This window comes from Burkholderia sp. AU33545 (genome assembly GCF_020419685.1).
In the GTDB taxonomy this organism is placed as follows: domain Bacteria; phylum Pseudomonadota; class Gammaproteobacteria; order Burkholderiales; family Burkholderiaceae; genus Burkholderia; species Burkholderia diffusa.
This window is the reverse complement of sequence record NZ_JAIZRQ010000001.1, coordinates 72,182-94,745: the sequence shown is the minus strand read 5'-3', so window position 1 is coordinate 94,745 and position 22,564 is coordinate 72,182. Positions and strand designations below refer to the sequence as shown.

The window sequence follows — 22,564 nt, the reverse complement described above, 5'->3', positions numbered from 1 at the left end:
ACGGGGCTGCAAAGCTCGTCATTTTAACAGATGGGCTGACATTTCCCTTGTCGGCGCGCGCTGTTCCGGCACGCTTTTCCGCGGAACCGCACGCCTCCTATAATTCAGGCGTCGGAACTGCCCGCCCCGAGCGGCCCGCCCGTGAACACGACCCTTCTCTTCCATCCCACGCCCGACGCCGCGTACGGCTTCCCGAACGCACGCCGGCTCGCGCACGTCGCGTCGCCGCACCAGCGCATCGAAGTCTGGGACACCCCGCAGCTCGGCCGCCTCTTCACGCTGGACGGACGGCCGATGACGTCGGTCGGCGACGAATACGTGTACCACGAGTGCATGACGCATCCGGCCGCGCTCGCGCATCCGTGCCCGCGCAAGGCGCTCGTGCTCGGCGGCGGCGATGGCGGCGCGGCGCGTCAGCTGCTCAAGCACGCGTGCATCGAGCGGATCGTCGTCGCGGAACTCGACGACGAGGTGGTCGGCATGGCGCGCCGCTATCTCGACGACGTGCATCAGGGCGCGCTCGACGACCCGCGCGTCGAGGTCGTGATCGGCGACGCCGCGCGTTTCGTCACGTCGACCGTCGAGCATTTCGACCTCGTCGTGTTCGACCTCACGCCACCCGATTCGCCGGCGGCGGGCCTCTATACGCGCGAGTTCTACGCGCGACTCAAGCGGATCCTCACGCCGTGCGGCGCGATCTCGATGCATCTCGGCTCGCCGGTGTTTCACACGGCGCGCATCGCCGCGCTGCTCGCCGACCTGCGCGCGAGCTTCGCGGTCGTCGATCCGTTGTCCGCGCACGTGCCGCTATACGGATCCCAATGGCTGATGGCGATCGCGAGCGACACGCTCGATGCGGCCGCGCTGTTCGCGCACGACATCGACGAGCGTCTCGCCGCGCGCCGCGTGCAGGGACTGCGCTACTACGATGCGCGACTCCATGCAGCCCTCTTTGCCCTGCCGCGCGCGCTGCGCGATACACTGGGCGCTCGCCGCTGAGCTTCCGGGCGGACGCATCGTTCTGCGGGCTGGCCGCGCTTTCTCCCCCGCTCGACCCGCGACGAACGGGCCCGGAACGATGCACGCGGGCAGCCGGCGTATCCTCGGCACCGTACCGGGCGCCCGCGCGCCAATACCCGTTGGACTGCAAAACATGGGACCGGAGTAACCGCTCAAGCGCCAACACCGTTCGACAGGAGATTTCATGACCGATCCACGTCCGGCCGACGTGCCTTGGTTGACGCCTTACCTGGCCGTGCGCAATGCGCATGCGGCCATCGAGTTCTTCCAGGCCGCATTCGGCTTCGAGTTGCGCGACGTCCTCGACGAGGACGGCGCGATCATGCACGTGGAGATGACCTACCGCGGGCAACTGATCGTGATGTTCGCGCCCGAAGGCGCGTTCGGCTCCACCGCGCTCACGCCGAAGAGTGCGGGCGCAACCGCCCCGCAGTCGTTTTACCTGTATGTCGACGACGTCGACGCAACCTGGCAGCGCGCGCTCGATGCGGGCGCGAAATCGCTGACCGCACCACAAGACCAATTCTGGGGCGACCGCTTCGCGCAGATCGAGGATCTCGACGGCTATCGCTGGGCGCTCGCGCGCCGCCTGAGCGCATGAACGGAGCCGCGATACGCATGAGTGAAGCCACCACCACCGCGGCCGTGCCGCGCTTTTTCGTCGAGGCGGCGCTGCGCACCGACGCGACGCTCGCGTTGCCGGCCGACGTCGCGCGTCACGCGCAAGTGCTGCGGCTGCAGCCCGGCGACGCGCTGGCGCTGTTCGACGGCAGCGGCGGCCAGTACCGCGCGCGGCTCGTCGAGATCGACAAGCGCAGCGCGCTCGCGCAGATCGAAGCGTTCGACCCGTCCGAGGCCGAGCCGCCCTATCGCGTGACGCTCGCGCAAGGCATCGCCGGCGGCGACAAGATGGACTGGGTGATCGAGAAGGCCGTCGAGCTCGGCGTCGCGGCGGTCGTGCCGCTGTCGACCGCGCGCGGCGTCGTGAAACTGTCGGGGGAGCGCGCGGACAAGCGCGTTGCGCACTGGCGCGGCGTCGTGCGCGCGTCGTGCGAACAATGCGGGCGCAACCGCGTGCCCGACGTCGCGCCGGTACGCGGCTTCGGCGCCTGGCTCGACACGCTGCCGGCCGCGCCGTCCGACGGCGAACTGCGGCTGCTGCTGTCGCCGCGCGCGAGCATCCCGTTCGCGTCGCTGCCCGACGCGCCGCCCGCGGCGGCAGTCACGCTGCTGATAGGCCCCGAGGGCGGGCTGTCGCCGGACGAGGAAAATGCGGCACGCGCACACGGGTTCACCGCATTGTCGCTCGGCCCGCGCGTGCTGCGCACCGAGACGGCCGGCGCGGCTGTGCTCGCGGCGCTGGCCGCGCGCTGGGGCGGCTGGTGACGAACCCGACGTGCCGCGACCCGCGGCGCCCCGGCACGCGGGGTCGCCACTTGAATGCGGCGCGTTTCGATCTTGCGGCTTGCTGCGACTTGCCGCTCGACGAGCGGTGCGGCATCAGGTTGGACAATGCGTCGAGCACCGGCGTCAGCACGTGTTGCACGCGGCCGGTTGCCCAGTCGACATCGAGGCCGTCAAGATCGATCGTGCCCGTCATCGAGCGCGTCACCGGCGACGCATCCGGCACCTCCGTCCTGCCTGCGTCGCGCGGACGCAAAAAAGCCCGCGCGAGGCGGGCCTTTTGCCGGATCGGCCGCGTTCGGGCGGCCGACAGATTCGCGCTTTACGCGAACGAATAGAACACGCGGAACGCGACCTTGCGCTCGGCCCAGAATTCGGCGGCTTCGCGGAACACGTCGAGCAGCGTCTCGCGCCCTTCCTTGTCGAATTTCTGCGCGATCGGCAGCCCTTCCAGGACGATCACGAAACCGGGCTGCGCGCCGGCCTTCGCGACGAGGTCGGTCAGGCAGTCGTACAGCGCATCGTAGTTCTTCCCGAAATGCTTCGGAAACAGGAACGACGTCGCGATCGTCTCCATCACTTCCTGCTTCGACTGCGCGGCGCCGCAATATGCATACAGGAAATGCTGGCCGAGCCGGCTGGCTTCGTCGGCAAGATCCTGCACGCGGAACGCGCGGATCGACTGCACGAGATTGGGTCGCACGGTCGTGAAAAGGCTCATAGGCTCCTCGTTCGATGAAAGCCCGGGCTCGGCTTCCTGTTGCTCCGGGCCGCCGCCGGCCTGTGCCGCCGCGTGGAGTTGCATCACGCGCTGAAACAGATTGCCGTCGCCGGCCGCGAACAGTTCCGCCGCCGCCGTATCGTGCGCGTAGATGGAGTCGCTCATGCCGTTCATCCCGAAGTCATTCAACAATACGTTTAAAACTGTTGTAGTGGTCGTCCGTGTAATAACAGTTGTCGATCCGGCGCAATGGCCCGCCGCAGACGATCCGGCGCGCGCCGCGATTGCGTGCGCGCGGCGTCGGCACCGTGTACTCGTGGTAGTAGCCGCGCTTCGCCTTCGGCAGGATCCGCTCGCGGTTGCCGAAGACGACGCCGTCTTTCTCGTACGGATAGGGGCCACCGGCGCCGATCAGGCCAAGCGTGGTCACGGCCTCGCGCGGCAGACGGGCGGTCGGGATCGTATCGACCCCGCCGACGGCCAGGTCGGCCGAAACGGCCTGCCGTGCGTAAGCGGCGGAAACCAGACTGCCCGTCGGCGTACCGACGATACCCATCGCGAACATCGCGAAGACGGACGCGAGCGCGCCGTTGCGGAGCCACTTGCGTGCCATGAACCAGGGTTCCCGCTGTTAAATCAAGTAGTTGACGACCAACCAAAGGCGTTAGCGTAGCGCTATTGTCCGCGCGAATCAATGTTCGTTTGGGAATCGAAAGGCTGGCGCCGCCCGGAATCGTGCATTTTTTACCGAAACAAGACTACATATATCTTACATGAGATAAAATACCGGCGGCATCTCTCGTATGGCAAGACCCTGCCTCCTTGCCACGCTCGCTACCCGGAGTGGAGAGATGCTGCTGCTGCTTGCGGGAAGCGCGTTTGCGCCCTGCCCGACGGCGTGCCCTTTGCGGGCACGCCTCTTTTTGCTTTTGTTTACAATTTCGCCCGGCGCGCGGCACCGGTTCGACCGTTGCCGCGCGGTTCGTTCCGGCTCAGCGTGCGGCGTTCACGTCGGCGACCAGCAGCGCCGCCATGTTGACGATGCGGCGAACGGTCGCCGATTCGGTCAGCACGTGCACCGGCTGGGCTGCGCCCAGCAGGATCGGCCCGATCGCGATGTTGTTGCCGGCGGCCGTCTTCAGCAGGTTGTACGCGATGTTCGCGGCATCGATGTTCGGCAGGATCAGCAAGTTCGCATCGCCTTCCAGCGTCGATTCGGGCAGGATTTCCTTGCGCAGCGCCGCGTCGAGCGCGACGTCGCCGTGCATTTCGCCGTCGACCTTCAACTCCGGCGCACGTTCCTGCAGGATCGCGAGCGTATCGCGCATCTTCTGCGCCGAAGGCGCGTTGCTCGTGCCGAAATTCGAGTGCGACAGCAGCGCGACCTTCGGCTCGATGCCGAACCGGCGCACTTCTTCCGCGGCCATGATCGTGATCTCGGCAAGTTGCTCCGGGGTCGGATCGACGTTCACGTGCGTGTCGACGAGGAAGATCTGGCGGCCCGGCAGCACGAGGCCGTTCATCGCCGCGTACACGCTGCAGCCAGGGCGCTTGCCGATCACCTGGTCGATGAAGTGAAGGTGGCGGTGGGTGGTGCTGATCGTGCCGCAGATCATCCCGTCCGCTTCGCCCTTCTTCACCAGCATCGAGCCGATCAGCGTCGTGCGGCGGCGCATCTCGACACGGGCCAGCTGCTCGCTGATGCCCTTGCGCGCCATCATCTTGTAGTACGTCTGCCAGAAGTCGCGGTAGCGCTCGTCGTGTTCGGTGTTGACGACCGTGAAGTCGGTGCCCGGCGTGAGGCGCAGGCCGTAGCGCTGGATACGGTGCTCGATCACCGACGGACGGCCGATCAGGATCGGCGTCGCGAGCTTCTCGTCGACGATGATCTGGACGGCGCGCAGCACGCGCTCTTCCTCGCCTTCCGCGAACACGACGCGCTTCTTCTCCGCCGGCGCGCTGCGCGCGAGCTGGAAGATCGGCTTCATCGTCGTGCCGCTGTGGTACACGAATTGCTGGAGGTGAACGCGGTACGCCTCCATGTCCTCGATCGGGCGCGTCGCGACGCCACCGTCCATCGCGGCCTGCGCGACGGCCGGCGCGATCTTGACGATCAGGCGCGGATCGAACGGCTTCGGAATCAGGTATTCGGGCCCGAACGACAGGTCCTGGATCCCGTATGCGGTCGCGACGATGTCGCTCTGCTCGTGCTGCGCGAGTTCGGCGATCGCGTTGACGGCCGCGATCTCCATTTCACGCGTGATCGTCGTCGCACCGACGTCGAGCGCGCCGCGGAAGATGAACGGGAAGCACAGGACGTTGTTGACCTGGTTCGGATAGTCGGTGCGGCCGGTCGCGAGGATCGCGTCGGGGCGCACTTCGAGTGCCGCTTCCGGCAGGATTTCCGGCGTCGGGTTCGCGAGCGCGAGGATCAGCGGGCGCTCGGCCATGCCCTTCACCATCTCCGGCTTCAGCACGCCGGCGGCCGACAGGCCGAGGAAGATGTCCGCGCCGTCGATCACCTCGGCCAGCGTGCGGGCGTCGGTTTCGCGGGCGAAACGCTCCTTGTCCGGATCCATCAGCTCGGTGCGGCCCTTGTAGACCACGCCGGCCAGGTCGGTCACGGTGATGTTCTCGAGCGGCAGGCCGATGTCAACCAGCAGGTCCAGGCACGCGAGCGCGGCCGCACCCGCGCCGGACGCGACGAGCTTCACCTTCTTGATGTCCTTGCCGACGACCTTGAGGCCGTTCGTGACGGCCGCGGCCACGACGATCGCGGTGCCGTGCTGGTCGTCGTGGAACACCGGGATCTTCATCCGCTTGCGCGCTTCGCGCTCGACGATGAAGCAGTCCGGCGCCTTGATGTCTTCCAGGTTGATCCCGCCGAAAGTCGGCTCCAGCGCGGCGATCACGTCGACCAGCTTGTGCGGGTCCGACTCGTTCAGCTCGATGTCGAACACGTCGATGCCGGCGAACTTCTTGAACAGTACGGCCTTGCCTTCCATCACCGGCTTCGACGCGAGCGGGCCGATGTTGCCGAGCCCGAGCACCGCGGTGCCGTTCGTGACGACGCCGACCAGGTTGCTGCGCGCGGTGAAGCGCGCGGCGTTCAGCGGGTTCTCGACGATCTCCTCGCACGCGTAGGCGACACCCGGCGAATATGCGAGCGCGAGGTCGCGCTGGTTGATCATCTGCTTGGTCGGGGCGATCGCGATTTTCCCCGGCGTCGGGAATTCGTGATAGTCGAGTGCGGCTTCGCGGAGCTTGGCTTTGGAGGAGGCTTGGGTCGACATGTGTCTCTTGACGGGCGGATTAGAATAACTGTTCGACGGCATTGTAGCGCCAATCGAAGGCCCCCAGACCGGCGATTCGGGTGCGACAGCCGCGACAAAAATGTACTGAACGGTGCAGGAACGGCGCCGTTCGCTGCGTACAATGCCGTTCCCTTCACCGCTTCCGGGTCCGTCCGCCGTGCCAGCCGCCCTGTCCGAGTTTTCGCTGATCGATCGCTTCTTCGCGCGCCGCGCGGCCCGGGGGGCGCGTGCGTCGACGCTCGGCATTGGCGACGATTGCGCGCTGATCGCCCCTCGATCCGGCAAATTGCTGGCCATTTCGACGGACATGCTGGTCGAAGGCCGCCATTTCTTCCCCGATGTCGCGCCCGACGCGCTCGGCCACAAGACGCTCGCGGTCAACCTGTCGGATCTCGCGGCGATGGGTGCCGAGCCGCGCGCGTTCACGCTCGCGTGCGCACTGCCGCGCGCGGACGCGGCGTGGCTCGAGGCGTTCAGCAACGGGCTGTTCGCGCTCGCCGAGCGGTTCGGCTGCGAACTGATCGGCGGCGACACGACGAGCGGGCCGCTGAACCTGTGCGTGACCGTGTTCGGCGAAGTCTCGCCTGACGCGGCGTTGCGGCGCGATGCCGCGCGTGACGGCGACGACGTCTGGGTGTCCGGCACGCTCGGCGACGCCCGTGCTGGGCTCGGACTCGCGCGCGGCGAATGGACCGCCGGCGCGGACGAAGCCGCCGTGTTCCGGCAGGCGCTCGAGCGTCCCGAGCCGCGCATCGCGCTCGGGCTTGCGCTCGCGGGCGTCGCACATGCGGCGCTCGACATCTCGGACGGCCTCGCCGGCGACTTGCAGCACATCCTGACCCGCTCGAACGTGCGCGCCGAGATCGACGCCGACGCGGTGCCGCGCTCGGCCGCGCTCGCGACGCTGCCGCCCGACGTGCAGCGACGCTGCATGCTCGCCGGCGGCGACGACTACGAACTGTGCTTCACCGCGCCGGCCGCGGCCCGCGCGACGATCGAGGCAGCGGGCGCGAGCGCCGGCGTCCGGGTGACGCGAGTCGGTACAATACGCGCGTTGTCCTCGCCGTCGGAGCAGCCCGCGATCGCGTGGCGCGACGCCGCCGGCGCCCCCCTGACTCTCACGTTGCACGGTTTCGACCACTTCCATGCAGACTGACCCGACCGGGCAATCCGCGGCCGCGCCCGGCGCCGCCCGGAACGTGCCGCAGCGCGCCACGGCGCGATTCATGCTGTCGCACCCGGCGCACATCGTGTCGCTCGGCTTCGGCAGCGGGCTCGCGCCGTTCATGCCCGGCACGTTCGGCTCGCTGTTCGGCTGGCTCACGTTCGTGGTGCTCAATCGCTACCTGACGGTGCCCGAATGGTGGGCGCTGATCGCGGTCGGCTTCGCGGCGGGCACGTGGATCACCGGTTTCACCGCACGAAAGATGGGCACGTCCGATCCGGGCGCCGTCGTCTGGGACGAAATCGTCGCGATCTGGCTCGTGATGCTGTTCGTCACGCCCGCGACCTTCATCGGCCAGTTGTGGGCGTTCGTCGTGTTCCGCTTCTTCGACATGCTCAAGCCGCCGCCGATCCGCTATTTCGACCGTCGCGTGAAAGGCGGGCTCGGCATCATGGTCGACGACCTGATCGCCGCGTTCATGACGCTGCTCGTGATCGCCGCCTGGCGCTCCGTCGTCGGCTGACCGATTTCCCGACTCCCCGTTCCCGACGCGCATGCCAACCGATTCCGTCGTCCATCAGCTTGCGATCCGCGCAGGCAACAAGCTGCGTGACGAGCACCTGTCGCTCGCCACCGCCGAATCCTGCACGGGCGGCATGATCGCTGCCGCGATCACCGACATCTCCGGCAGCAGCCAGTGGTTCGAGCGCGGCTTCGTCACCTACTCGAACCAGGCGAAGATCGACATGATCGGCGTTCCACCCGACCTGATCGAGAAACACGGCGCCGTCAGCGAGCCGGTCGCACGCGCGATGGCCGAAGGTGCGCTGCGCAACAGCCGCGCGCAGGTCGCGCTGTCCGTCACCGGCATCGCCGGTCCCGCCGGCGGCAGCGAGAAGAAGCCGGTCGGCACCGTGTCGTTCGCATGGAGCAACCGGCTGCATACCGACGTCGAGACCCTCGTGTTCAAGGGCGACCGCGAGCAGATCCGCGCACAGGCGGCCGCGCATGCACTGCGCGGGCTGCTGAAGCTGCTCGACGAGCGCGAAGGCTGATTCGCCGGCGCAGCGGCAGGGGCGGCCGCCCCTGCCCGCCGACTGAATTGCGTCGGGCTTCACGACGATCCAGTTCTTGTCCGCCGTGACCGGCAGGCCGAGCGCCTTCTGCCGCGCGGGCATGCGGTGGGCAAGCGACGGGAAAGTTGTTCGCGTGCGCCAGGATGGCAGACACGCGAAGCAGGCGCGCGGCCCGCGGATGCGGGCTCGGCGGTGAAAGGCCGCCCGGGCGGGCGGCCTGCGTTTCAGCGCTATTTCAGCGATGCGCGTTGATCGTATCGCGCGTCTTCTGCGCGGCGAGCGCGGCGGCTTCGGCGAAGTCCTCGCCCTTGCTCGCGTACAGGATCGCGCGCGACGAGTTGATCATCATCCCGGTGCCGTCGGCGGTGCGGCCCGCGTTGACGGTCGCCTGCACGTCGCCGCCCTGTGCGCCGATGCCGGGGATCAGGAGCGGCATGTCGCCGACGATCCCGCGCACGATCTCGATTTCCTTCGGGAACGTCGCACCGACCACGAGGCCGAGCTGGCCGTTCTTCGCATTCCACTTGTTCGCCGCGAGGTCGGCCACGACCTGGTACAGCGGCCGGCCGTTGGTGTCGAGGAACTGCAGGTCCGACCCGCCCGGGTTGGACGTGCGGCACAGCACGATCACGCCCTTGCCTTCATGCTCGAAGTACGGCTCCACCGAGTCGTAGCCCATGTACGGGTTCACCGTGACCGCGTCCGCGCGATAACGCTCGAACGCCTCGCGCGCGTACTGCTCGGCCGTGCTGCCGATGTCGCCGCGCTTCGCGTCGAGGATCACGGGCAGCCCCGGATGCTGGAGGTGGATGTGCGCGATCAGGCGCTCGAGCTGATCTTCCGCGCGATGCGCGGCGAAGTACGCGATCTGCGGCTTGAACGCACTCGCGTATTGCGCGGTCGCGTCGACGATCTGCCGGCAGAATTCGAAGATCGCGTCGGGCTGGCCGTCGAACTGCACGGGAAAGCGCGACGGCTCGGGGTCGAGGCCGACGCACAGCAGCGAATTCGTGCGCTGCCACGCGGCGCGCAGCGATTCGATGAAAGTAAGCGGGGAAGACATGGCGGATACTCGCGGCAAACCGTTGGTAGACCGCGTATTTTACCCGCGTCGCCGGCGTCCTTCGCGCGCGGCGGCGTCGATGCGCGCATCGGACCGCTCGACGGTGAATGCGAAACGCCGCGTGAGCCGCTCGCCCGGCGCGAGCAGCGTCATCCCGTGCGCGGCCGCGCCGCCCGGCAGGTTCACCGCATTGATCGGATGATCGACCGGCTCGAAGCAGAAAAAATGCTCGCCGGGCGGCGTATAGAGCACGTACGCATCGGCGTCGGCCGCGATCGTCAACAACAGCCCGCGGCGCGGCCAGCTCACCGTCGCGTGGCCGCCCCAGCCGGTGAACGCATGATTGACGAGCGTCGCCGGCAACGGATACGCGACGCCGAACTGCCAGGCCGGCGGCACGCTCACGTGCCGCACCGGCAGGAAATCCGTACCCGACAGCCACAGGCCGCCCGCGGCCGCGGCCAGCTCGGTCGCGTCGTCGCGCACGAGGAACGGATGCATGCCGAGCCCGAACGGCAGCCGTGCACGCCCCGCGTTTTCGATCGTCAGCGCGATCGACAGCGTCGTATCGTCGAGCGCGAACGACTGGATCGCGCGAAACGCGTACGGCGCGCCGCTCGCGCGATCGAGCGACAGCTGCAGCGTCGTGTCGGTTGCGTCGTCCACCTGCCACGGCGCGAGCCAGCCGTCGCCGTGAATCGGCAATGGTTCGTCGCGGCGGTTGCGCGGCACCGCGACGCTGCGCCCGTCGCATTCGAAACGGCCGTTGCCGATCCGGTTCGAGTACGGCAGCAGCGGATAGCAGGCGAGCGCGTTCGGATCCGTCGCCGTTTCCGGGTGCTCGCAACGCCGGAACACCGGCACCAGCGCGCCGTGATCGCCGCGCCAGTCGAAGCGCGCGATGCCGCCGCCCAGATGCGGCAGCACGTCGAGCCGCAGCGCCGCATTCGACAGCGTGACGACCGCCGCATGCGCGGTGCCGACGCCCTGCGCGAACGCGGCGGTCTGCGGGCCGGCGCTGACGGGCTGCGCGGCGGCAGCCAGGCGCGCGCGGCGCGACTGGCTCGTGGACGACGATGCGCGCGAGGACGTGGCGGTCATGGTGAGCTCCTTTCCTTCGTCGATGAAGTGATACGGGTCGTCGCGCGATGCCGCGCGAATTCGAACATCGGCAATCAGGCCCAGCCGCCGTCGACCACCACGTCCTGCGCGGTGATCATCCGGCTGTCGTCGGCCGCGAGAAACAGCGCCATGCGCGCGAGATCGTCCGGCAGCAGCTCGGCGTCGATGCACTGGCCGGCCTTGATCGCCGCACGGCCCGCGTCGTCGAGCCAGAGCTTGCGCTGCTTGTCGGTCATCACCCAGCCGGGCACCAGCGAATTCACGCGGATTCCGAACGAGCCGAGATCGCGCGCGAGCCCACGCGTGAGGCCCTGCACGGCCGCCTTCGCCATCACGTAGACGGGGTAGCCGCCGTTCTTCAGCATCCAGCTGATCGAACCGAGATTGATGATCGCGCCGCCGCCGCGCTGCTTCATGTCGTCGATCACCGCCTGCGCGGCGAAGAACTGATGGCGCAGATTCACCGCGATGCCCGCGTCGAACGACTCGGGCGTCACGTCGCCGATCGCGTGGCGCGTATCGTTCGCCGCGTTGTTCACGAGCACGGCGATCGCGCCGATGCGCGCGCGGATCGCGTCGATCGCATGGCGCAGCGCGTCGATGTCGGTCAGGTCGCACGGGATGAACAGCGGCGCGTGGTGCACGTCCTGCGCCTGCGCGAGGGTTTCCGCGAGCGCCTGGCCCGCGTGCGCGTCGAGATCGACGAACGCCACGCGCGCGCCCTGCCGCGCGAAATGCTCGACGAACGCCGCGCCGATCCCGGTCGCGCCGCCGGTGATCAGCACCGCGCGATCCTCGAGGCTCGGGTAGCGCGCATAGCGTGCGTCGCTCGCGGCGCGCGAATCCTGCGCGGAAGTTTCGATGGTCATGCGAATCGTCTCCGTGGAATCGGTCAGTCGCGTACGCCGCGGTTCTTCAGCTGGTCGAGCAACACGGCCGCGAGCAGGATCGCGCCGCGCACCAGATACTGATAGAACGCGTCGATGTTCAGCAGGTTCATCACGTTCTCGACGGTGCCCATGATCAGCACGCCGATCACGACGCCCGAGATCGTCGCGCGGCCGCCCATCAGCGACACGCCGCCGAGCACGCACGCGGAGATCACGTTCAGCTCGAAGCCCTGCGCCGCGTTCGGCTGGCCCGACGTGATGCGCGATGCGAGGATCACGCCGGCGAGCGCCGTCACCGCGCCCTGGATCAGGAAGATGTAGACGCGCGTGCGTTCGACGTTGATCCCCGCGAGGCGCGACGCCTCGGGGTTGCCGCCGATCGCGAGCGTGTTGCGGCCGTACACGGTCTGGTTCAGCAGCACGCCGAACACGATGAAGCACATCAGCGTGACCCAGATCGGCAGCGATACGCCGAAGAGCGACAGCCCGCCGAGCGCGATGAACGTATCCGACGACACGCCGACCGCCTGCCCCTTCGACACGATGAAGCCGAGCCCGCGCACGATTTCCATCGTCGCGAGCGTCGTGATCAGCGCGTTGATGCGCAGGTACGCGATCACCGCGCCGTTCACGAAGCCGATCGCCGCCCCGGCCGCGACCGCCGCGACGATCGCGACGAACGTGTTGTCGGTCGCATTCAGCACCATCGCGCACAGCACGCCCGAGAACGCGACGGTCGAGCCGATCGACAGGTCGAAGTCGCGCGAGGCCAGACAGAACATCATCGTGCACGCGACCATCCCGATCTGCGAGATCGACAGCGCGAGGCCGAGCATGTTGTCGATCGAGAAGAAGTGATCGACCGTCAGCGACATCGTCACGAACATCACCGCGAAGATCGCGATCAGGCTGTATTCGGTGAGGTGCTGCCACCACTTCTGGCGGTCGCTCTGTTGTGGAACCAGCGCGTCGGCCGACGGCTTCACGGCTGCGCTGGCGAGGTTTTCCCTGACTTGCATGTTGTGTCTCCTGCTCCTGCGTCGCGCGGCCCGCGCCGCGCTTGATCGATTCGAATGTCGTGCGTCGCCCGAGGCGACCTGAAACCGCGTCAGGCCGCCTCGACGACGCTGGTCTGCGGCAGCGCGAGGCTCAGCACCGCATGCTCGTTCGCCTGCTCGCGCGGCAGCTCGCCCGCGATGCGGCCTTCGCGCATCACGACGATGCGGTCGGACACGCCGAGCACTTCCGGCAGTTCCGACGACACCATCACGATCGCGCAGCCGCGCTCCGCGAGCCGGTAGATCACGTCGTAGATCTCGTGCTTCGCGCCGACGTCGATGCCGCGCGTCGGCTCGTCGAGGATCACGACCTTCAGGTCGGGCTCCGCGAGCCAGCGCGACAGGATCGCCTTCTGCTGGTTGCCGCCCGACAGGAAGCGGATCTTCTGCCGCCGGTTCGGCGTCTTGATCTTCAGCCGCTGGATGAAGCGGTCGGCCGTTTCGTTTTCGGTCTTGCGGTCGATGAACAGGCCCGCGCGCAGCGAATGACGGCGGCAGCTGATGTTGATGTTCTCCGCGACCGACGCCATCGCAATGATCCCTTCCTCCTTGCGGTCTTCCGGGCACAGCACGATGCCGTGACGGATCGCGTCGCCGGTGCGCTTCACGTCGATGCGCTTGCCGTCGAGCGTCAGCGCGCCCGCGCGTCGGCGGTCCGCGCCGTACACGAGCCGCATCAGTTCGCTGCGCCCCGCGCCGACCAGCCCGAAGAAGCCGACGATCTCGCCCGCACGCACCGAGAAGCTCGCCGGTTCGCGCAACGCGGGGCCGTCGACGCCTTCGGCCGAAAACCGCACGTCGCCGAGCGCACGCGGCGCGTAGTGGTAAATGTCCGCGATCTCGCGCCCGACCATCTCGGCGACCAGCCGCTCGCGCGGCACGTCGGCGAGCGATTCGTGCGACGCGATCTTGCGCCCGTCGCGAAAGATCGTGCACGCATCGCACAGCCGGTAGATCTCGTCCATCCGGTGCGAGATGTAGATCAGCGCGCGGCCCTGCGCGCGCAGGTCGTCGACGAGCTTGAACAACACCTCGGTCTCGCGATGCGACAGCGAGCTCGTCGGTTCGTCGAGCGCGATCACGCGCGCGTTGCGCATCAGCGCCTTGCAGATCTCGACCATCTGCCGCTGCGCGATCGACAGCCGCCCGAGTTTCGCGTCGGGATCGAGATCGACGCCCATCGCCTCGAGCCGTTCGCGCACATGGCGCTTCGCCTCGCCCTTCCTCACCCAGCCGAGCGCGTTCGGCAGGCGGCCGAGCAACAGGTTCTCCGCGACCGTCAGGTCGGGCACGTACTGCAGTTCCTGGTGAATCACCGCAACGCCGGCCGCGATCGACGCGGCCGCACTCGAAAAATGCACGGGCTGGCCGTCGACCAGCACGCTGCCCGCATCGGGCTGGTATTCGCCGCCGAGAATCTTCAGCAGCGTCGACTTGCCCGCGCCGTTCTCGCCCATCAGGCCATGCACCTCGCCCGCGTGCACGTCGAACGAGATGCCGTCGAGTGCGCGCACGCCGGGAAATACCTTGCCGATATTGTCAAAACGCAGTGCCGCTGACACGTCGTCTCCCTACTTGCAGTTCCATCGATCGCCGGCCGCCGCATCGCCGCGGCAGCCGGCGGGCGGCTTACTTCGATGCGAGCCCCATCTCGTCGCGCACCTTCGACACGTTGTCGCGCGTCGCGAGCATGCCCGTCGTCAGCGTCAGCGCCGGCGGTGCCTTGCCCTGCGTGATCCACGCGTACATCAGGTCCGAGGTTTCCTCGCCATGGCGCTTCGGGCTGATGATCACGGTGCCGTAGAAGCCCGTCGGCTGCGGCTTCTTGAATTCGTTCAGCGCCGATTCGGAACCACCGATGCCGATGCCGATCATGTTGTCCGCCTTGAAGCCGCGCCCTTCGGCCGCGCGCACCGCGCCGAGCACGGCCTCGTCGTTCAGGCCGTACGCCACCCAGTGCTTGAACTGCGGGTTCTTGGTGAGCGCGATGTTCGCTGCGTTGAACGCGTTCTCGGTGTCGGTCTTCGCCTGCGGCGCCGCGATCACGTTCGCCTTCGGGAAGCCGGCCGCCACCAGCGCGTCGGTCGCGCCGCTCGTGCGGTCGTGCGCGGTCGGCAGCTGCTCGTAGGTGATGTCGATCGCGCCGACGTCCTTCATGTCCCAGCCGCGCTTCTTGATCTCGGCCGCGATGCCGTCGCCGACCTGCTTGCCGATGTTGTACGCGGAGATCCCCATGTGCGGCACCGCCTCGATCGGCTTGCCCGCGCCGTCGACGAGGCGGTCATCGACCGTCATCATCTTCAGGTTGTGCGACTTCGCCTTCGCGACGATGCCCGGCCCGAGCTTCACGTCGGGCGTGCAGATGATGAAGCCCTGCGCCTTCTGCGCGGACAGGTTGTCGATCGCGCTCATCACCTTCTCGCCCGACGGCGCGCCGATCTTCACGAGCGTGAAGCCCTTGTTCTTCGCCGCGATCTCGGCGAACTTCCACTCGTCCTGGAACCACGGCTCTTCCGGCTGCTTCACCAGGAAGCCGATCTTGACCGGGTCGGCCGCATGCGCGACCGGGCTTCCGATCACCACTGCCGCCGCGGCGGCCAGCGTTACGAAGGTTCTGCGTTTCATCTCCAGTGTCTCCTTGTCTTCATCGAACGGAATACAGCCGCTTGTTGGTTTCGACGCAGCGTGCGCGCGGCCGTCGCACGTGCGGTCTGTCGAATCGTTGCGTCAGTCGTGGTACAGCGCCGCGCGCCCGCCGTCGACGGTGATGCAAGCCGCATTGATGAACGGCGCCTCGTCGGAGGCGAGAAACACGGCCGTCATCGCGACTTCTTCCGGCTTGCCGATCCGCTTCATCGGCTGCAGCGCGAGCGTCTCGGCGCGCGCCGCGGCCGGGTCGGCCTGCGCGTCCCACCAGTCGCGCGTGAGCTGCGTCTCGATGTAACCGGGCGCGATCGCGTTCACGCGCACGTTGCGCGCCGCGTATTCGATGCCGAGCGCACGCGTGAGGCCCAGCACGCCGTGTTTCGCGACGGGGTACGGAAAGCAGCCCGGGATGATCCGGAACGCATGCGTCGACGCGATGTTCACGATGCTGCCGCGGCCGCGTTCGACCATCCCAGGCAGCGCCGCGCGGCAGCCGTGCCATACGCCGTCGAGGTCGACCGCGAAGCAGCGGCGCCAGTCTTCGTCCGTCATCGTCAGCGGATCGGCGAACACATTGATGCCCGCGTTGTTCACGAGCACGTCGAGCGGGCCGAATGCGGCTTCGGTCTGCGCGAGCGCGTCGCGCACCGAATCCTGCCGCGCGACATCCGCATGCAGCGGCAGCACGCGCGCGCCGTCGACGTCGTCGGCGATCGCCGCGGCCGTACGCTGCGCTTGCGGGAAATCGAGGTCGACGAGCGCGACGGCCGCGCCCTCGCGCGCGAACGCCTGCGCGATCGCGGCGCCGATCCCGCGGCCGGCGCCCGTCACCATCGCGACCTTGCCCGCGAGACGTCCCATCATGCGGCTCCGCCGCGCGCCACGCGCAGGCCGGCCTGGAACGCGCGCGCATTCGCCACGGTCGCCTCCGCCGACTGGCCGGGCCGGTACAGCGCCGAACCGAGCCCGAAGCCGTTGGCGCCGGCCGCGAGGAACGGCTGCATGTTGTCCGGAGAAATTCCGCCGACGGGAATCAGCGGCACCGCGCGGTCGATCACCGCACGCCACGCCTTCACGACGGGCACGCCGAGCTGCTCGGCCGGGAACATCTTCAGCACGTCGGCGCCGTTCGCGAGCGCGGCAAACGCCTCGGTCGGCGTCGCGACGCCCGGTGCGCTCGCGAGCCCGCGCTCGCGCGCACGGCGGATCACGGCCGCGTCGCTGTGCGGCATCACGATCAGCGTGCCGCCCGCGTCCTGCACGCGGTCGACATGCTCGGCGCGCAGCACGGTGCCAGCGCCGACGATCATGTCGTCGGGTAGCGCGCGGCGCAGCGCCGCGATGCTGCCGAACGGATCGGGCGAGTTGAGCGGCACCTCGACGATCCGGAAGCCAGCTTCGTGCAGCGCAAGCCCGTGGTCAGCCGCTTCGGCGAGCGTGATGCCGCGCATGATCGCGATCAGCGGGCACGCGTCGAACGCGCGCATCAGTGCGGCGTGCGGCGTGTATGGTGCGGGCAGCGTAAGGTCGGACGACATCGGCGGTTCCTCTTCAATCGATTCATTGGTCAGCGCAGACGGGCTCGCCATCCGCGCGCACGAGCCCGGCGCGCGACGCGATCCACCACAAGCCGCGCTCTGTCGCCTGAGCGACGACACGCGCATGCGTGCAGCCGAACACGCTCAACGCGTCGACGTAGCGCGCGCACAATCCGTCGTCGCCGATCAGCAGCAGCGGCTGGTTCGCGAGCGCGACACCGCGTTCCGCCAGCATCGCGTCAAGTGCGTTCAGCTCATGGCCGATCAGCAGGCCTGACAGGTAATCGCCCTGCGCATCGGGCGCGAGCCGGTCGGTCAGGCCGAGCGTGCGCGTGCTGAAGATCGTCGCGAGCAACCCCGCGCGCTGCGCACCGCGGGCCACCGCGACGCCGCGCGCGAATGCCGCGCGGTCGGGCGACGCGCTCGCGCGCATCGTGCGGCCGAGGATCGTGTGATCGCGCAGCGCCGCGAACAACTCGCCGGTCATGAAGGTCTGGAAGCGCTCGATGAGCCCGTCCTTCACCCATGCCCACTTCGCATGCGTGCCCGGCAATCCGATCAGTACGCCTGAACGATCTGCATCAAGCATGGGATCGTTCGCGAGTGCGCCGAATATCTGCGTTTCTTCGCCGCGCATCACGTCGGGCAACTCGCCCGTCGCGATCACGCCCGGCACGATCGACACCGTCGTGCCGCGCGACGTCGTCACCGTGACGAGCCCCGCGACGAGCGCGTCGGCACCGGCCGGCACCTGGACGTACGGCGCCTCGCGCCAGCCCTGTGCGCTGCCGACCATCCCGGCGGCCAGCACCGGCACGCCCGGCGCGCGGTCGAGCCAGTCGCCGCACGCTTCCTCGAACACGACGTCGAAGGCTCGCGCGCCGCCGGCCGGCACATGCATCACGCCCGCGGCGCGGCTGCGCGTGTCGAGCAGCGCACCGTGCGCGTCGAACAGATACGCGCGCAGCGACGTCGTGCCCCAGTCGAGCGCGATCAGCGACGGTGCGGCGCAGGAGGCGTCCGGAGCGGTCCGGGTCGAATTGGTCATCGTTTGATCCTGCGGGTACCCTGCGGCGGGCTCCAGCCCAGTTCCGCGGAAATGGCTCGCGCTTCGCGCTGCACGAGCGGAATCAGTTCGTCCATCCGGTCGTGCGGCATGTACGGAATCGTGCTCGCGACCGATACGGCCGCGACGATCGCGCCCGACGCGTCGCGGATCGGCGCGGCTACGCAACGGATCGACGCCTCGTTTTCCTCGAGGTCGAACGTGTAGCCGCCGGCCGCGTAATGCGCCATGCGCTGCAGGAACGCGCTCGTCTCGGGCCGGTTGTCCGGCTTGAAGTTGACGCCGGCCAGCGCGCGCCGCGCGGCTTCGAACAGCGAGCGCCACAGGTCCGGATCGAGGTCGAGCATCATCGCCTTGCCGATGCCGGTCGATGCGAGCGGCATCCGGTGGCCGACACGCGAGCGCATCTCGAGGCCGCGCGTGCCGGGGATCTTGTCGATGTACAGCACGTCATCGCCGTCGCGCACGCCGAGGTGGATCGTGTCGAGCGTCGCTTCGGCGAGCGCCTCGAGGTGCGGCCGCGCGACCGCCGTGAGCGGCATCTGTTCGAGCGCGATCGTGCCGAGCTCGATCAGCTTCGGGCCGAGCAGGTAGCCGCCCTGCACCTGGCGCAGGTAGCGCGCCTGCACGAGGCTGCTGACGAGACGGTGCGTCGTGCTGCGCGTCGTGCCGAGCGCGGCGCCGATCGCACGCATGTCGCGCGCGCCGTTCGCGATCGCTTCGAGGATCGCGAGACCGCGCAACAGCGTCTGCGTACCGGCCTGCTGCGCGGTGAGGTCGAGCGGCGTGCTGGTCGCGCCGATGGAGTCGGTGAGCGGCGCATCGCCCGGCGTCGCGCGCCGGGCGTCGAGAGCAAGGGAATCGGGCATCTTGGTCATGGAACGGGTTTCTTCAGCCGAATCGGTGAAGCCGCTGTCGCGACGCCGGAACGAGGCCGGACGTCGCGGCAACGCGGCGGTCGATGCACCGAGGAAAGCGCCCGGCGAACTTCATGGAATGTGTCTCCGTGTGCGTCGGGCGCCGCGCGATGCGTGGGTCCGAAGCTGTCGATGTGCTTCGGATTGTAGGAGCGCACGCACTCGTCTCCAATATTTGAATGCGTTGCCCAGATAATGAGATAAACCGACAAAGGTCGCGAAACGGTCGCGCCATGCGCACGGGGGCGGAACCCGACGCGTCGCGGGTCCCGCCCCCGTTGGTCATGCACGCCGCGCTTACTGCTGGTTCGTGCTGCGCGCCTGCATGTAGCGCTGCACGTCGGAGAACGACACGCGACCGTTACCGCTCGCGTCGATCTGCCGGAAGTGATTCGCGACATAGCCGAGGCCGGCCGCGCGCGCCTGCGCTTCGGTGATCGAACCGGTGTTCTGCGTATCGGCCGCGCCGAACTGCCGCGCGAGTTTGCGCACCACCTGCGCGTGCAGCGCGGCGCCCGTCGTCTGCGTGCCGGCGGTCGGCTTGCGCGCGGCCGGCGGCACGTACGGATCGCCGAGCTGCGCCTGGCGCGCGCGCGCCGGGGTGGCGGCGTCGCTCGCCTGCGCGAACGCGGACACCGATGCGGATGCTGCAACGCCGGCGCATGCGAGCGCGGCGGCAACGACGATGAAACGTTTCTTCATGTCAGGCTCCAGTCTGGAATGGGGTCGTCGACGGCCGGCGAACGGCGCCGCCACGGGCGCGCGTCGCCAGGCCCGCACATCGCATCAGTGCGCGGCCGCGTTGTAGAAGGTCACGAGGTCGGCCTTCTCCTGCGGACGCGACGTATCGTCGAGATAGACCATGTGTCCACCCTGATAGTCCTTGATCGTCAGGTTCGGTTGCGAGCCGAGCCGGGCGAGGTCGAGCTCGGTCTGGTAGAACGGCGTCGCGATGTCGTGATACCCGTTCAGCGACAGCACCTTCAGCGACGGATTCAGCGTCAGCGCAGCCGCAAGATCGGGAATCGTGTCGGGCATCGCGAGGCCGTCGTGCGTCCAGTCCCAGGTCTGGATCGCATTGCTGCTCAGCGAATACGCCGACTGCGCGCTGTACTTGAGCACGTTCGGCAGGTAGCTGCCGATCGTGTCGGTGAACGGCTTCGTGATGAACGTGCTCGACGGGTCGCCGTCCGCCGCGAGCGGGCTCGACGACGGCACGTTCACGCGCGCGTCGTAGCGGCCGATCAGCGTGCCCGGAATCAGCGACACCTGGAAGCTGTTGTCGAAGAAGGTCGGGACGACGTTGAAGTCCGCGTTCCACAGCGTCTGCTTCACGCCGGTCGAATTCACCATCGTCGTGACGAGCGTCGGCGGGGGCGGCGTGTGGCTCGCGAGATACGCGTTCACGGCGGGCACGTAGCTGCCGGCCGTCAGCTGACGCATCTGGTCCGCATATTGCGGCAGGCTCGACGGGTTCGGGTTGTCGAGTTGGTAGTACGCGCCGACCGTGCCGTAGGACGGCACGAAGCCCGCGCAACTCACGGGGCTCGCCCCGTTGTTCGAGTTGCCGACATAGTCGCTCGCCATGTCGCAGTTCGCGTTGTAGTTCAGGATCGACGACTGCAGCACGATGCCGTCGAGCTTCACGCCGGCCGTCTCGAGCAGGTTCGCGAGCACGTCGGTGCGCGGCGTGCCGTACGACTCGCCGAACAGGTACTTCGGCGAATCGTTGCGCTGGTTCACGGCGATGTAGCGCGTCACGAAGTCGCGGAACGCGCCGCCGTCCTGGTCGACGCCCCAGAACGTCTGGTTCGTGTTCGGCGCGATCGCCTCCGAGAAGCCGGTGCCGATCGCATCGACGAACACGAGGTCGGTCGTGTCGAGCAGGCTTTCCGCGTTGTCGACGAACGGGAACGTCGACGCGTTCGCGTTCGGGTCGCCCGTCTGGATCCGTTTCGGACCGAACGAGCCGAGATGCAGCCACACTGATGCGGAGCCGGGGCCGCCGTTATACAGGAACGTGACGGGCCGCTTCGCCGCGGGCTGGTTGTCGGCGGTGTACGCGACGTAGAAGAACGATGCTTCGGGCGCGCCCGTCTGCGGATTGCGTGCGACGAGGTGGCCGGCGGTCGCCGTGTAGCGAATCGTCTTGCCGTTCAGCGTGATCTGGTGATGGGTGACGGCGGCCTTTTCGACCGCGGCGGACGCGTCGAGCGACGCGGTCGCGCTCGACGAATAACTGTTGGGATCGTTGTACGGCTTGTCCACCTGAGCGGCGGGATCGGCTGAATTGTCGGTACCTGCTGCCGAGGACGACGTCACGTCGTCGTTGCAGGCCGTCAGAATCAGCGAAGAGAACACAACCCCCAACAACAGCTTCGCTTTGCTCGCTGGCATCGTCGCTTTCCTTCTCTCGAATGTTTTTTGTGTCGAGCAGCCGGGTGAGCCGCCCCCCGCCTCGATTGCGGCCGATAAGCCGAGGCGCTGGCCAATATACGTGAGCGGGTCGGCTTTGAAAAATTTGGAAATATTTGATCGACGCTCGGTGCGGCGCACACCTTTCAGGAATACTTCAATTCACGAACCGTTGTGTTTCAACAGTCTTTCAATTGCTTTCGCCTCTACCCGAAAACACTCAAACCGCGCGGATTTCGTGCCATATCGGCAAACAAATTCTCGCGCGGGCGGGCATTGCTCAGTAAAGCGAAATAGATGAATTCGTCTAATGGATGCGTCCCGAAATGCGGGCGACACGAATGCGCTGCAGCGCACCAATGGCGCGCCGGCGACGGAACGGACAATGTCACGGCGCGAGCGCGCCGCTCACTGCGATTGCGGAAGTTCGGCCGCGCCCATCCGGCGGGCAATCACGGCCGCGCGCTGCGCCTGGTAGGCCGAGCCGCGGTGCGCGTCGAACCAGCGCGGCTTCGGCAGCATCACCGCGAGACGCGCCGACTGCCACGCGCCGAGCCGGCTCGCGGGAATCCTGTAGTAATAGCGGGCGGCGGCCTCGGCACCGTACACGCCGCGGCCCCATTCGACGGAATTCAGGTAGATCTCGAAGATCCGCTCCTTGTCGAGCACCGTCTCGAGCATCCACGTGATGATCAGCTCCTGCCCCTTGCGGATGTAGCTCTTCTCGCGCGACAGGAACAGGTTGCGCGCGAGCTGCTGCGTGATCGTCGACCCGCCCGCGACGATCCGTCCGCGCGCCTTGTTCTTCTCCCACGCCTGCAGGATCGCGTCGACGTCGTAGCCGTTGTTGGTCGCGAAGGTCGAATCCTCCGACGCGATCAGCGCGCGCTTCAGGTTGCGCGAGATCTGGTCGTACGGCACCCACTGGTGCTGGATCCGCGCGGGCGGATTGTCGCGCGACAGCCACCATGCGTCGGTCCGCATGAACGCGGTGGAACCCGGATTGATGAACGACCACAGCGCGATCTGCACGAGATAGAACAGCTGCGTCGCGAGCCACGCGCCCGCGAACACCGAACCCGCATAGACGATCCAGCGGGTCGGGCTGATGGTCCGCGTGCGCTGCGTGCCGCTTACCGCCACCACCTG

22 protein-coding genes are annotated in these 22,564 nt (G+C 67.9%); 6 read left to right on the top strand and 16 right to left on the bottom strand.

The features are described 5' to 3' along the window. Positions 1 to 141: 141 nt before the first annotated feature. The 3 genes from speE (at position 142) to LGM71_RS00440 (ending at position 2,406) form a co-directional block, all read left to right on the top strand. Positions 142 to 999, top strand: coding sequence for a polyamine aminopropyltransferase (gene speE, locus LGM71_RS00450; protein WP_226113487.1), 858 nt, complete (start codon positions 142 to 144; stop codon positions 997 to 999). A 205-nt stretch (positions 1,000 to 1,204) separates the two neighbouring features. Further along, complete coding sequence (locus LGM71_RS00445; protein WP_124903776.1) at positions 1,205 to 1,621, top strand: VOC family protein; 417 nt, start codon at positions 1,205 to 1,207, stop codon at positions 1,619 to 1,621. Positions 1,622 to 1,638: 17 nt separating this feature from the next. Then, a complete protein-coding gene (locus tag LGM71_RS00440; protein ID WP_124903778.1) occupies positions 1,639 to 2,406 on the top strand; it encodes a 16S rRNA (uracil(1498)-N(3))-methyltransferase in 768 nt (255 codons plus the stop codon). A gap of 340 nt (positions 2,407 to 2,746) precedes the next feature. Here LGM71_RS00440 and LGM71_RS00435 read toward each other — a convergent pair whose 3' ends face one another. The 3 genes from LGM71_RS00435 to LGM71_RS00425 form a co-directional block, all read right to left on the bottom strand. Continuing rightward, positions 2,747 to 3,310 (bottom strand): barstar family protein, encoded by a 564-nt coding sequence (locus LGM71_RS00435; protein ID WP_059608342.1) that lies wholly within the window; start codon positions 3,308 to 3,310, stop codon positions 2,747 to 2,749. A 16-nt stretch (positions 3,311 to 3,326) separates the two neighbouring features. Next, positions 3,327 to 3,758, bottom strand: a complete 432-nt coding sequence (locus tag LGM71_RS00430) for a ribonuclease (protein WP_006760307.1) — start codon at positions 3,756 to 3,758, stop codon at positions 3,327 to 3,329. A 379-nt stretch (positions 3,759 to 4,137) separates the two neighbouring features. Further along, a complete protein-coding gene (locus tag LGM71_RS00425) occupies positions 4,138 to 6,480 on the bottom strand; it encodes an NADP-dependent malic enzyme (RefSeq protein ID WP_269467503.1) in 2,343 nt (780 codons plus the stop codon). A gap of 100 nt (positions 6,481 to 6,580) precedes the next feature. Between LGM71_RS00425 and thiL the strand changes: the two genes are divergently transcribed. Genes thiL through LGM71_RS00410 form a run of 3 tightly spaced genes read left to right on the top strand, consistent with a single transcriptional unit; the run spans position 6,581 to position 8,679 of the window. Beyond that, positions 6,581 to 7,615 (top strand): thiamine-phosphate kinase, encoded by a 1,035-nt coding sequence (gene thiL, locus LGM71_RS00420; protein ID WP_108064731.1) that lies wholly within the window; start codon positions 6,581 to 6,583, stop codon positions 7,613 to 7,615. Continuing rightward, positions 7,605 to 8,147, top strand: coding sequence for a phosphatidylglycerophosphatase A (locus tag LGM71_RS00415; RefSeq protein ID WP_059608215.1), 543 nt, complete (start codon positions 7,605 to 7,607; stop codon positions 8,145 to 8,147). The genes thiL and LGM71_RS00415 overlap by 11 nt, the downstream gene beginning before the upstream one ends. Positions 8,148 to 8,178: 31 nt before the next feature. Beyond that, positions 8,179 to 8,679, top strand: a complete 501-nt coding sequence (locus LGM71_RS00410) for a CinA family protein (RefSeq protein WP_151051949.1) — start codon at positions 8,179 to 8,181, stop codon at positions 8,677 to 8,679. A 256-nt stretch (positions 8,680 to 8,935) separates the two neighbouring features. Here the strand turns inward: LGM71_RS00410 and pyrF are convergent, their stop codons facing one another. The 13 genes from pyrF to mtgA all read right to left on the bottom strand — a co-directional run bounded on the left by pyrF (position 8,936) and on the right by mtgA (position 22,561). After that, a complete protein-coding gene (pyrF, locus tag LGM71_RS00405) occupies positions 8,936 to 9,763 on the bottom strand; it encodes an orotidine-5'-phosphate decarboxylase (RefSeq protein WP_011350899.1) in 828 nt (275 codons plus the stop codon). Between the two features lie 39 nt (positions 9,764 to 9,802). Beyond that, positions 9,803 to 10,864, bottom strand: coding sequence for an aldose 1-epimerase (locus LGM71_RS00400; protein WP_124624787.1), 1,062 nt, complete (start codon positions 10,862 to 10,864; stop codon positions 9,803 to 9,805). Positions 10,865 to 10,938: 74 nt separating this feature from the next. After that, a complete protein-coding gene (locus LGM71_RS00395; protein ID WP_226113486.1) occupies positions 10,939 to 11,754 on the bottom strand; it encodes an SDR family NAD(P)-dependent oxidoreductase in 816 nt (271 codons plus the stop codon). Between the two features lie 23 nt (positions 11,755 to 11,777). Beyond that, positions 11,778 to 12,794, bottom strand: a complete 1,017-nt coding sequence (araH, locus tag LGM71_RS00390) for an L-arabinose ABC transporter permease AraH (protein WP_059465359.1) — start codon at positions 12,792 to 12,794, stop codon at positions 11,778 to 11,780. 89 nt (positions 12,795 to 12,883) lie between these two features. Then, positions 12,884 to 14,395, bottom strand: a complete 1,512-nt coding sequence (gene araG / locus LGM71_RS00385) for an L-arabinose ABC transporter ATP-binding protein AraG (RefSeq protein ID WP_226113483.1) — start codon at positions 14,393 to 14,395, stop codon at positions 12,884 to 12,886. 67 nt (positions 14,396 to 14,462) lie between these two features. Beyond that, complete coding sequence (locus LGM71_RS00380; protein WP_124624778.1) at positions 14,463 to 15,458, bottom strand: arabinose ABC transporter substrate-binding protein; 996 nt, start codon at positions 15,456 to 15,458, stop codon at positions 14,463 to 14,465. Positions 15,459 to 15,560: 102 nt separating this feature from the next. Further along, a complete protein-coding gene (locus LGM71_RS00375) occupies positions 15,561 to 16,340 on the bottom strand; it encodes an SDR family oxidoreductase (protein WP_226114232.1) in 780 nt (259 codons plus the stop codon). Further along, complete coding sequence (locus LGM71_RS00370) at positions 16,340 to 17,017, bottom strand: 2-dehydro-3-deoxy-6-phosphogalactonate aldolase (RefSeq protein WP_226113481.1); 678 nt, start codon at positions 17,015 to 17,017, stop codon at positions 16,340 to 16,342. The genes LGM71_RS00375 and LGM71_RS00370 overlap by 1 nt, the downstream gene beginning before the upstream one ends. A gap of 22 nt (positions 17,018 to 17,039) precedes the next feature. After that, positions 17,040 to 18,065 carry a 2-dehydro-3-deoxygalactonokinase gene (locus LGM71_RS00365; RefSeq protein WP_226113479.1) on the bottom strand — a complete coding sequence of 342 codons (1,026 nt, stop codon included), beginning with the start codon at positions 18,063 to 18,065 and terminating at the stop codon, positions 17,040 to 17,042. Further along, positions 18,062 to 18,961 (bottom strand): IclR family transcriptional regulator, encoded by a 900-nt coding sequence (locus LGM71_RS00360; protein ID WP_059608207.1) that lies wholly within the window; start codon positions 18,959 to 18,961, stop codon positions 18,062 to 18,064. The genes LGM71_RS00365 and LGM71_RS00360 overlap by 4 nt, the downstream gene beginning before the upstream one ends. Positions 18,962 to 19,297: 336 nt before the next feature. Further along, positions 19,298 to 19,702 carry an EF-hand domain-containing protein gene (locus tag LGM71_RS00355; protein ID WP_174910578.1) on the bottom strand — a complete coding sequence of 135 codons (405 nt, stop codon included), beginning with the start codon at positions 19,700 to 19,702 and terminating at the stop codon, positions 19,298 to 19,300. Between the two features lie 84 nt (positions 19,703 to 19,786). Then, on the bottom strand, positions 19,787 to 21,397 hold the full coding sequence (locus LGM71_RS00350) for a S10 family peptidase (RefSeq protein ID WP_124903790.1): 1,611 nt from the start codon (positions 21,395 to 21,397) through the stop codon (positions 19,787 to 19,789). Between the two features lie 426 nt (positions 21,398 to 21,823). Further along, entirely contained in the window at positions 21,824 to 22,561 is a 738-nt protein-coding gene (gene mtgA, locus LGM71_RS00345) for a monofunctional biosynthetic peptidoglycan transglycosylase (protein ID WP_059681846.1), read from the bottom strand. Positions 22,562 to 22,564 lie beyond the last annotated feature (3 nt).

Excerpts from the sequence above, each read along its gene's own strand:
- LGM71_RS00445 (WP_124903776.1), top strand. The coding sequence starts at position 1,205 with ATGACCGATCCACGTCCGGCCGACGTGCCTTGGTTGACGCCTTACCTG.
- LGM71_RS00440 (WP_124903778.1), top strand. The coding sequence starts at position 1,639 with ATGAGTGAAGCCACCACCACCGCGGCCGTGCCGCGCTTTTTCGTCGAG.
- LGM71_RS00435 (WP_059608342.1), bottom strand. The coding sequence starts at position 3,310 with ATGAGCGACTCCATCTACGCGCACGATACGGCGGCGGCGGAACTGTTC.
- LGM71_RS00430 (WP_006760307.1), bottom strand. The coding sequence starts at position 3,758 with ATGGCACGCAAGTGGCTCCGCAACGGCGCGCTCGCGTCCGTCTTCGCG.
- LGM71_RS00425 (WP_269467503.1), bottom strand. The coding sequence starts at position 6,480 with ATGCCGTCGAACAGTTATTCTAATCCGCCCGTCAAGAGACACATGTCG.
- thiL (WP_108064731.1), top strand. The coding sequence starts at position 6,581 with ATGCCGTTCCCTTCACCGCTTCCGGGTCCGTCCGCCGTGCCAGCCGCC.
- LGM71_RS00415 (WP_059608215.1), top strand. The coding sequence starts at position 7,605 with ATGCAGACTGACCCGACCGGGCAATCCGCGGCCGCGCCCGGCGCCGCC.
- LGM71_RS00410 (WP_151051949.1), top strand. The coding sequence starts at position 8,179 with ATGCCAACCGATTCCGTCGTCCATCAGCTTGCGATCCGCGCAGGCAAC.
- pyrF (WP_011350899.1), bottom strand. The coding sequence starts at position 9,763 with ATGTCTTCCCCGCTTACTTTCATCGAATCGCTGCGCGCCGCGTGGCAG.
- LGM71_RS00400 (WP_124624787.1), bottom strand. The coding sequence starts at position 10,864 with ATGACCGCCACGTCCTCGCGCGCATCGTCGTCCACGAGCCAGTCGCGC.
- LGM71_RS00395 (WP_226113486.1), bottom strand. The coding sequence starts at position 11,754 with ATGACCATCGAAACTTCCGCGCAGGATTCGCGCGCCGCGAGCGACGCA.
- araH (WP_059465359.1), bottom strand. The coding sequence starts at position 12,794 with ATGCAAGTCAGGGAAAACCTCGCCAGCGCAGCCGTGAAGCCGTCGGCC.
- LGM71_RS00380 (WP_124624778.1), bottom strand. The coding sequence starts at position 15,458 with ATGAAACGCAGAACCTTCGTAACGCTGGCCGCCGCGGCGGCAGTGGTG.
- LGM71_RS00375 (WP_226114232.1), bottom strand. The coding sequence starts at position 16,340 with ATGGGACGTCTCGCGGGCAAGGTCGCGATGGTGACGGGCGCCGGCCGC.
- LGM71_RS00370 (WP_226113481.1), bottom strand. The coding sequence starts at position 17,017 with ATGTCGTCCGACCTTACGCTGCCCGCACCATACACGCCGCACGCCGCA.
- LGM71_RS00365 (WP_226113479.1), bottom strand. The coding sequence starts at position 18,065 with ATGACCAATTCGACCCGGACCGCTCCGGACGCCTCCTGCGCCGCACCG.
- LGM71_RS00360 (WP_059608207.1), bottom strand. The coding sequence starts at position 18,961 with ATGACCAAGATGCCCGATTCCCTTGCTCTCGACGCCCGGCGCGCGACG.
- LGM71_RS00355 (WP_174910578.1), bottom strand. The coding sequence starts at position 19,702 with ATGAAGAAACGTTTCATCGTCGTTGCCGCCGCGCTCGCATGCGCCGGC.
- LGM71_RS00350 (WP_124903790.1), bottom strand. The coding sequence starts at position 21,397 with ATGCCAGCGAGCAAAGCGAAGCTGTTGTTGGGGGTTGTGTTCTCTTCG.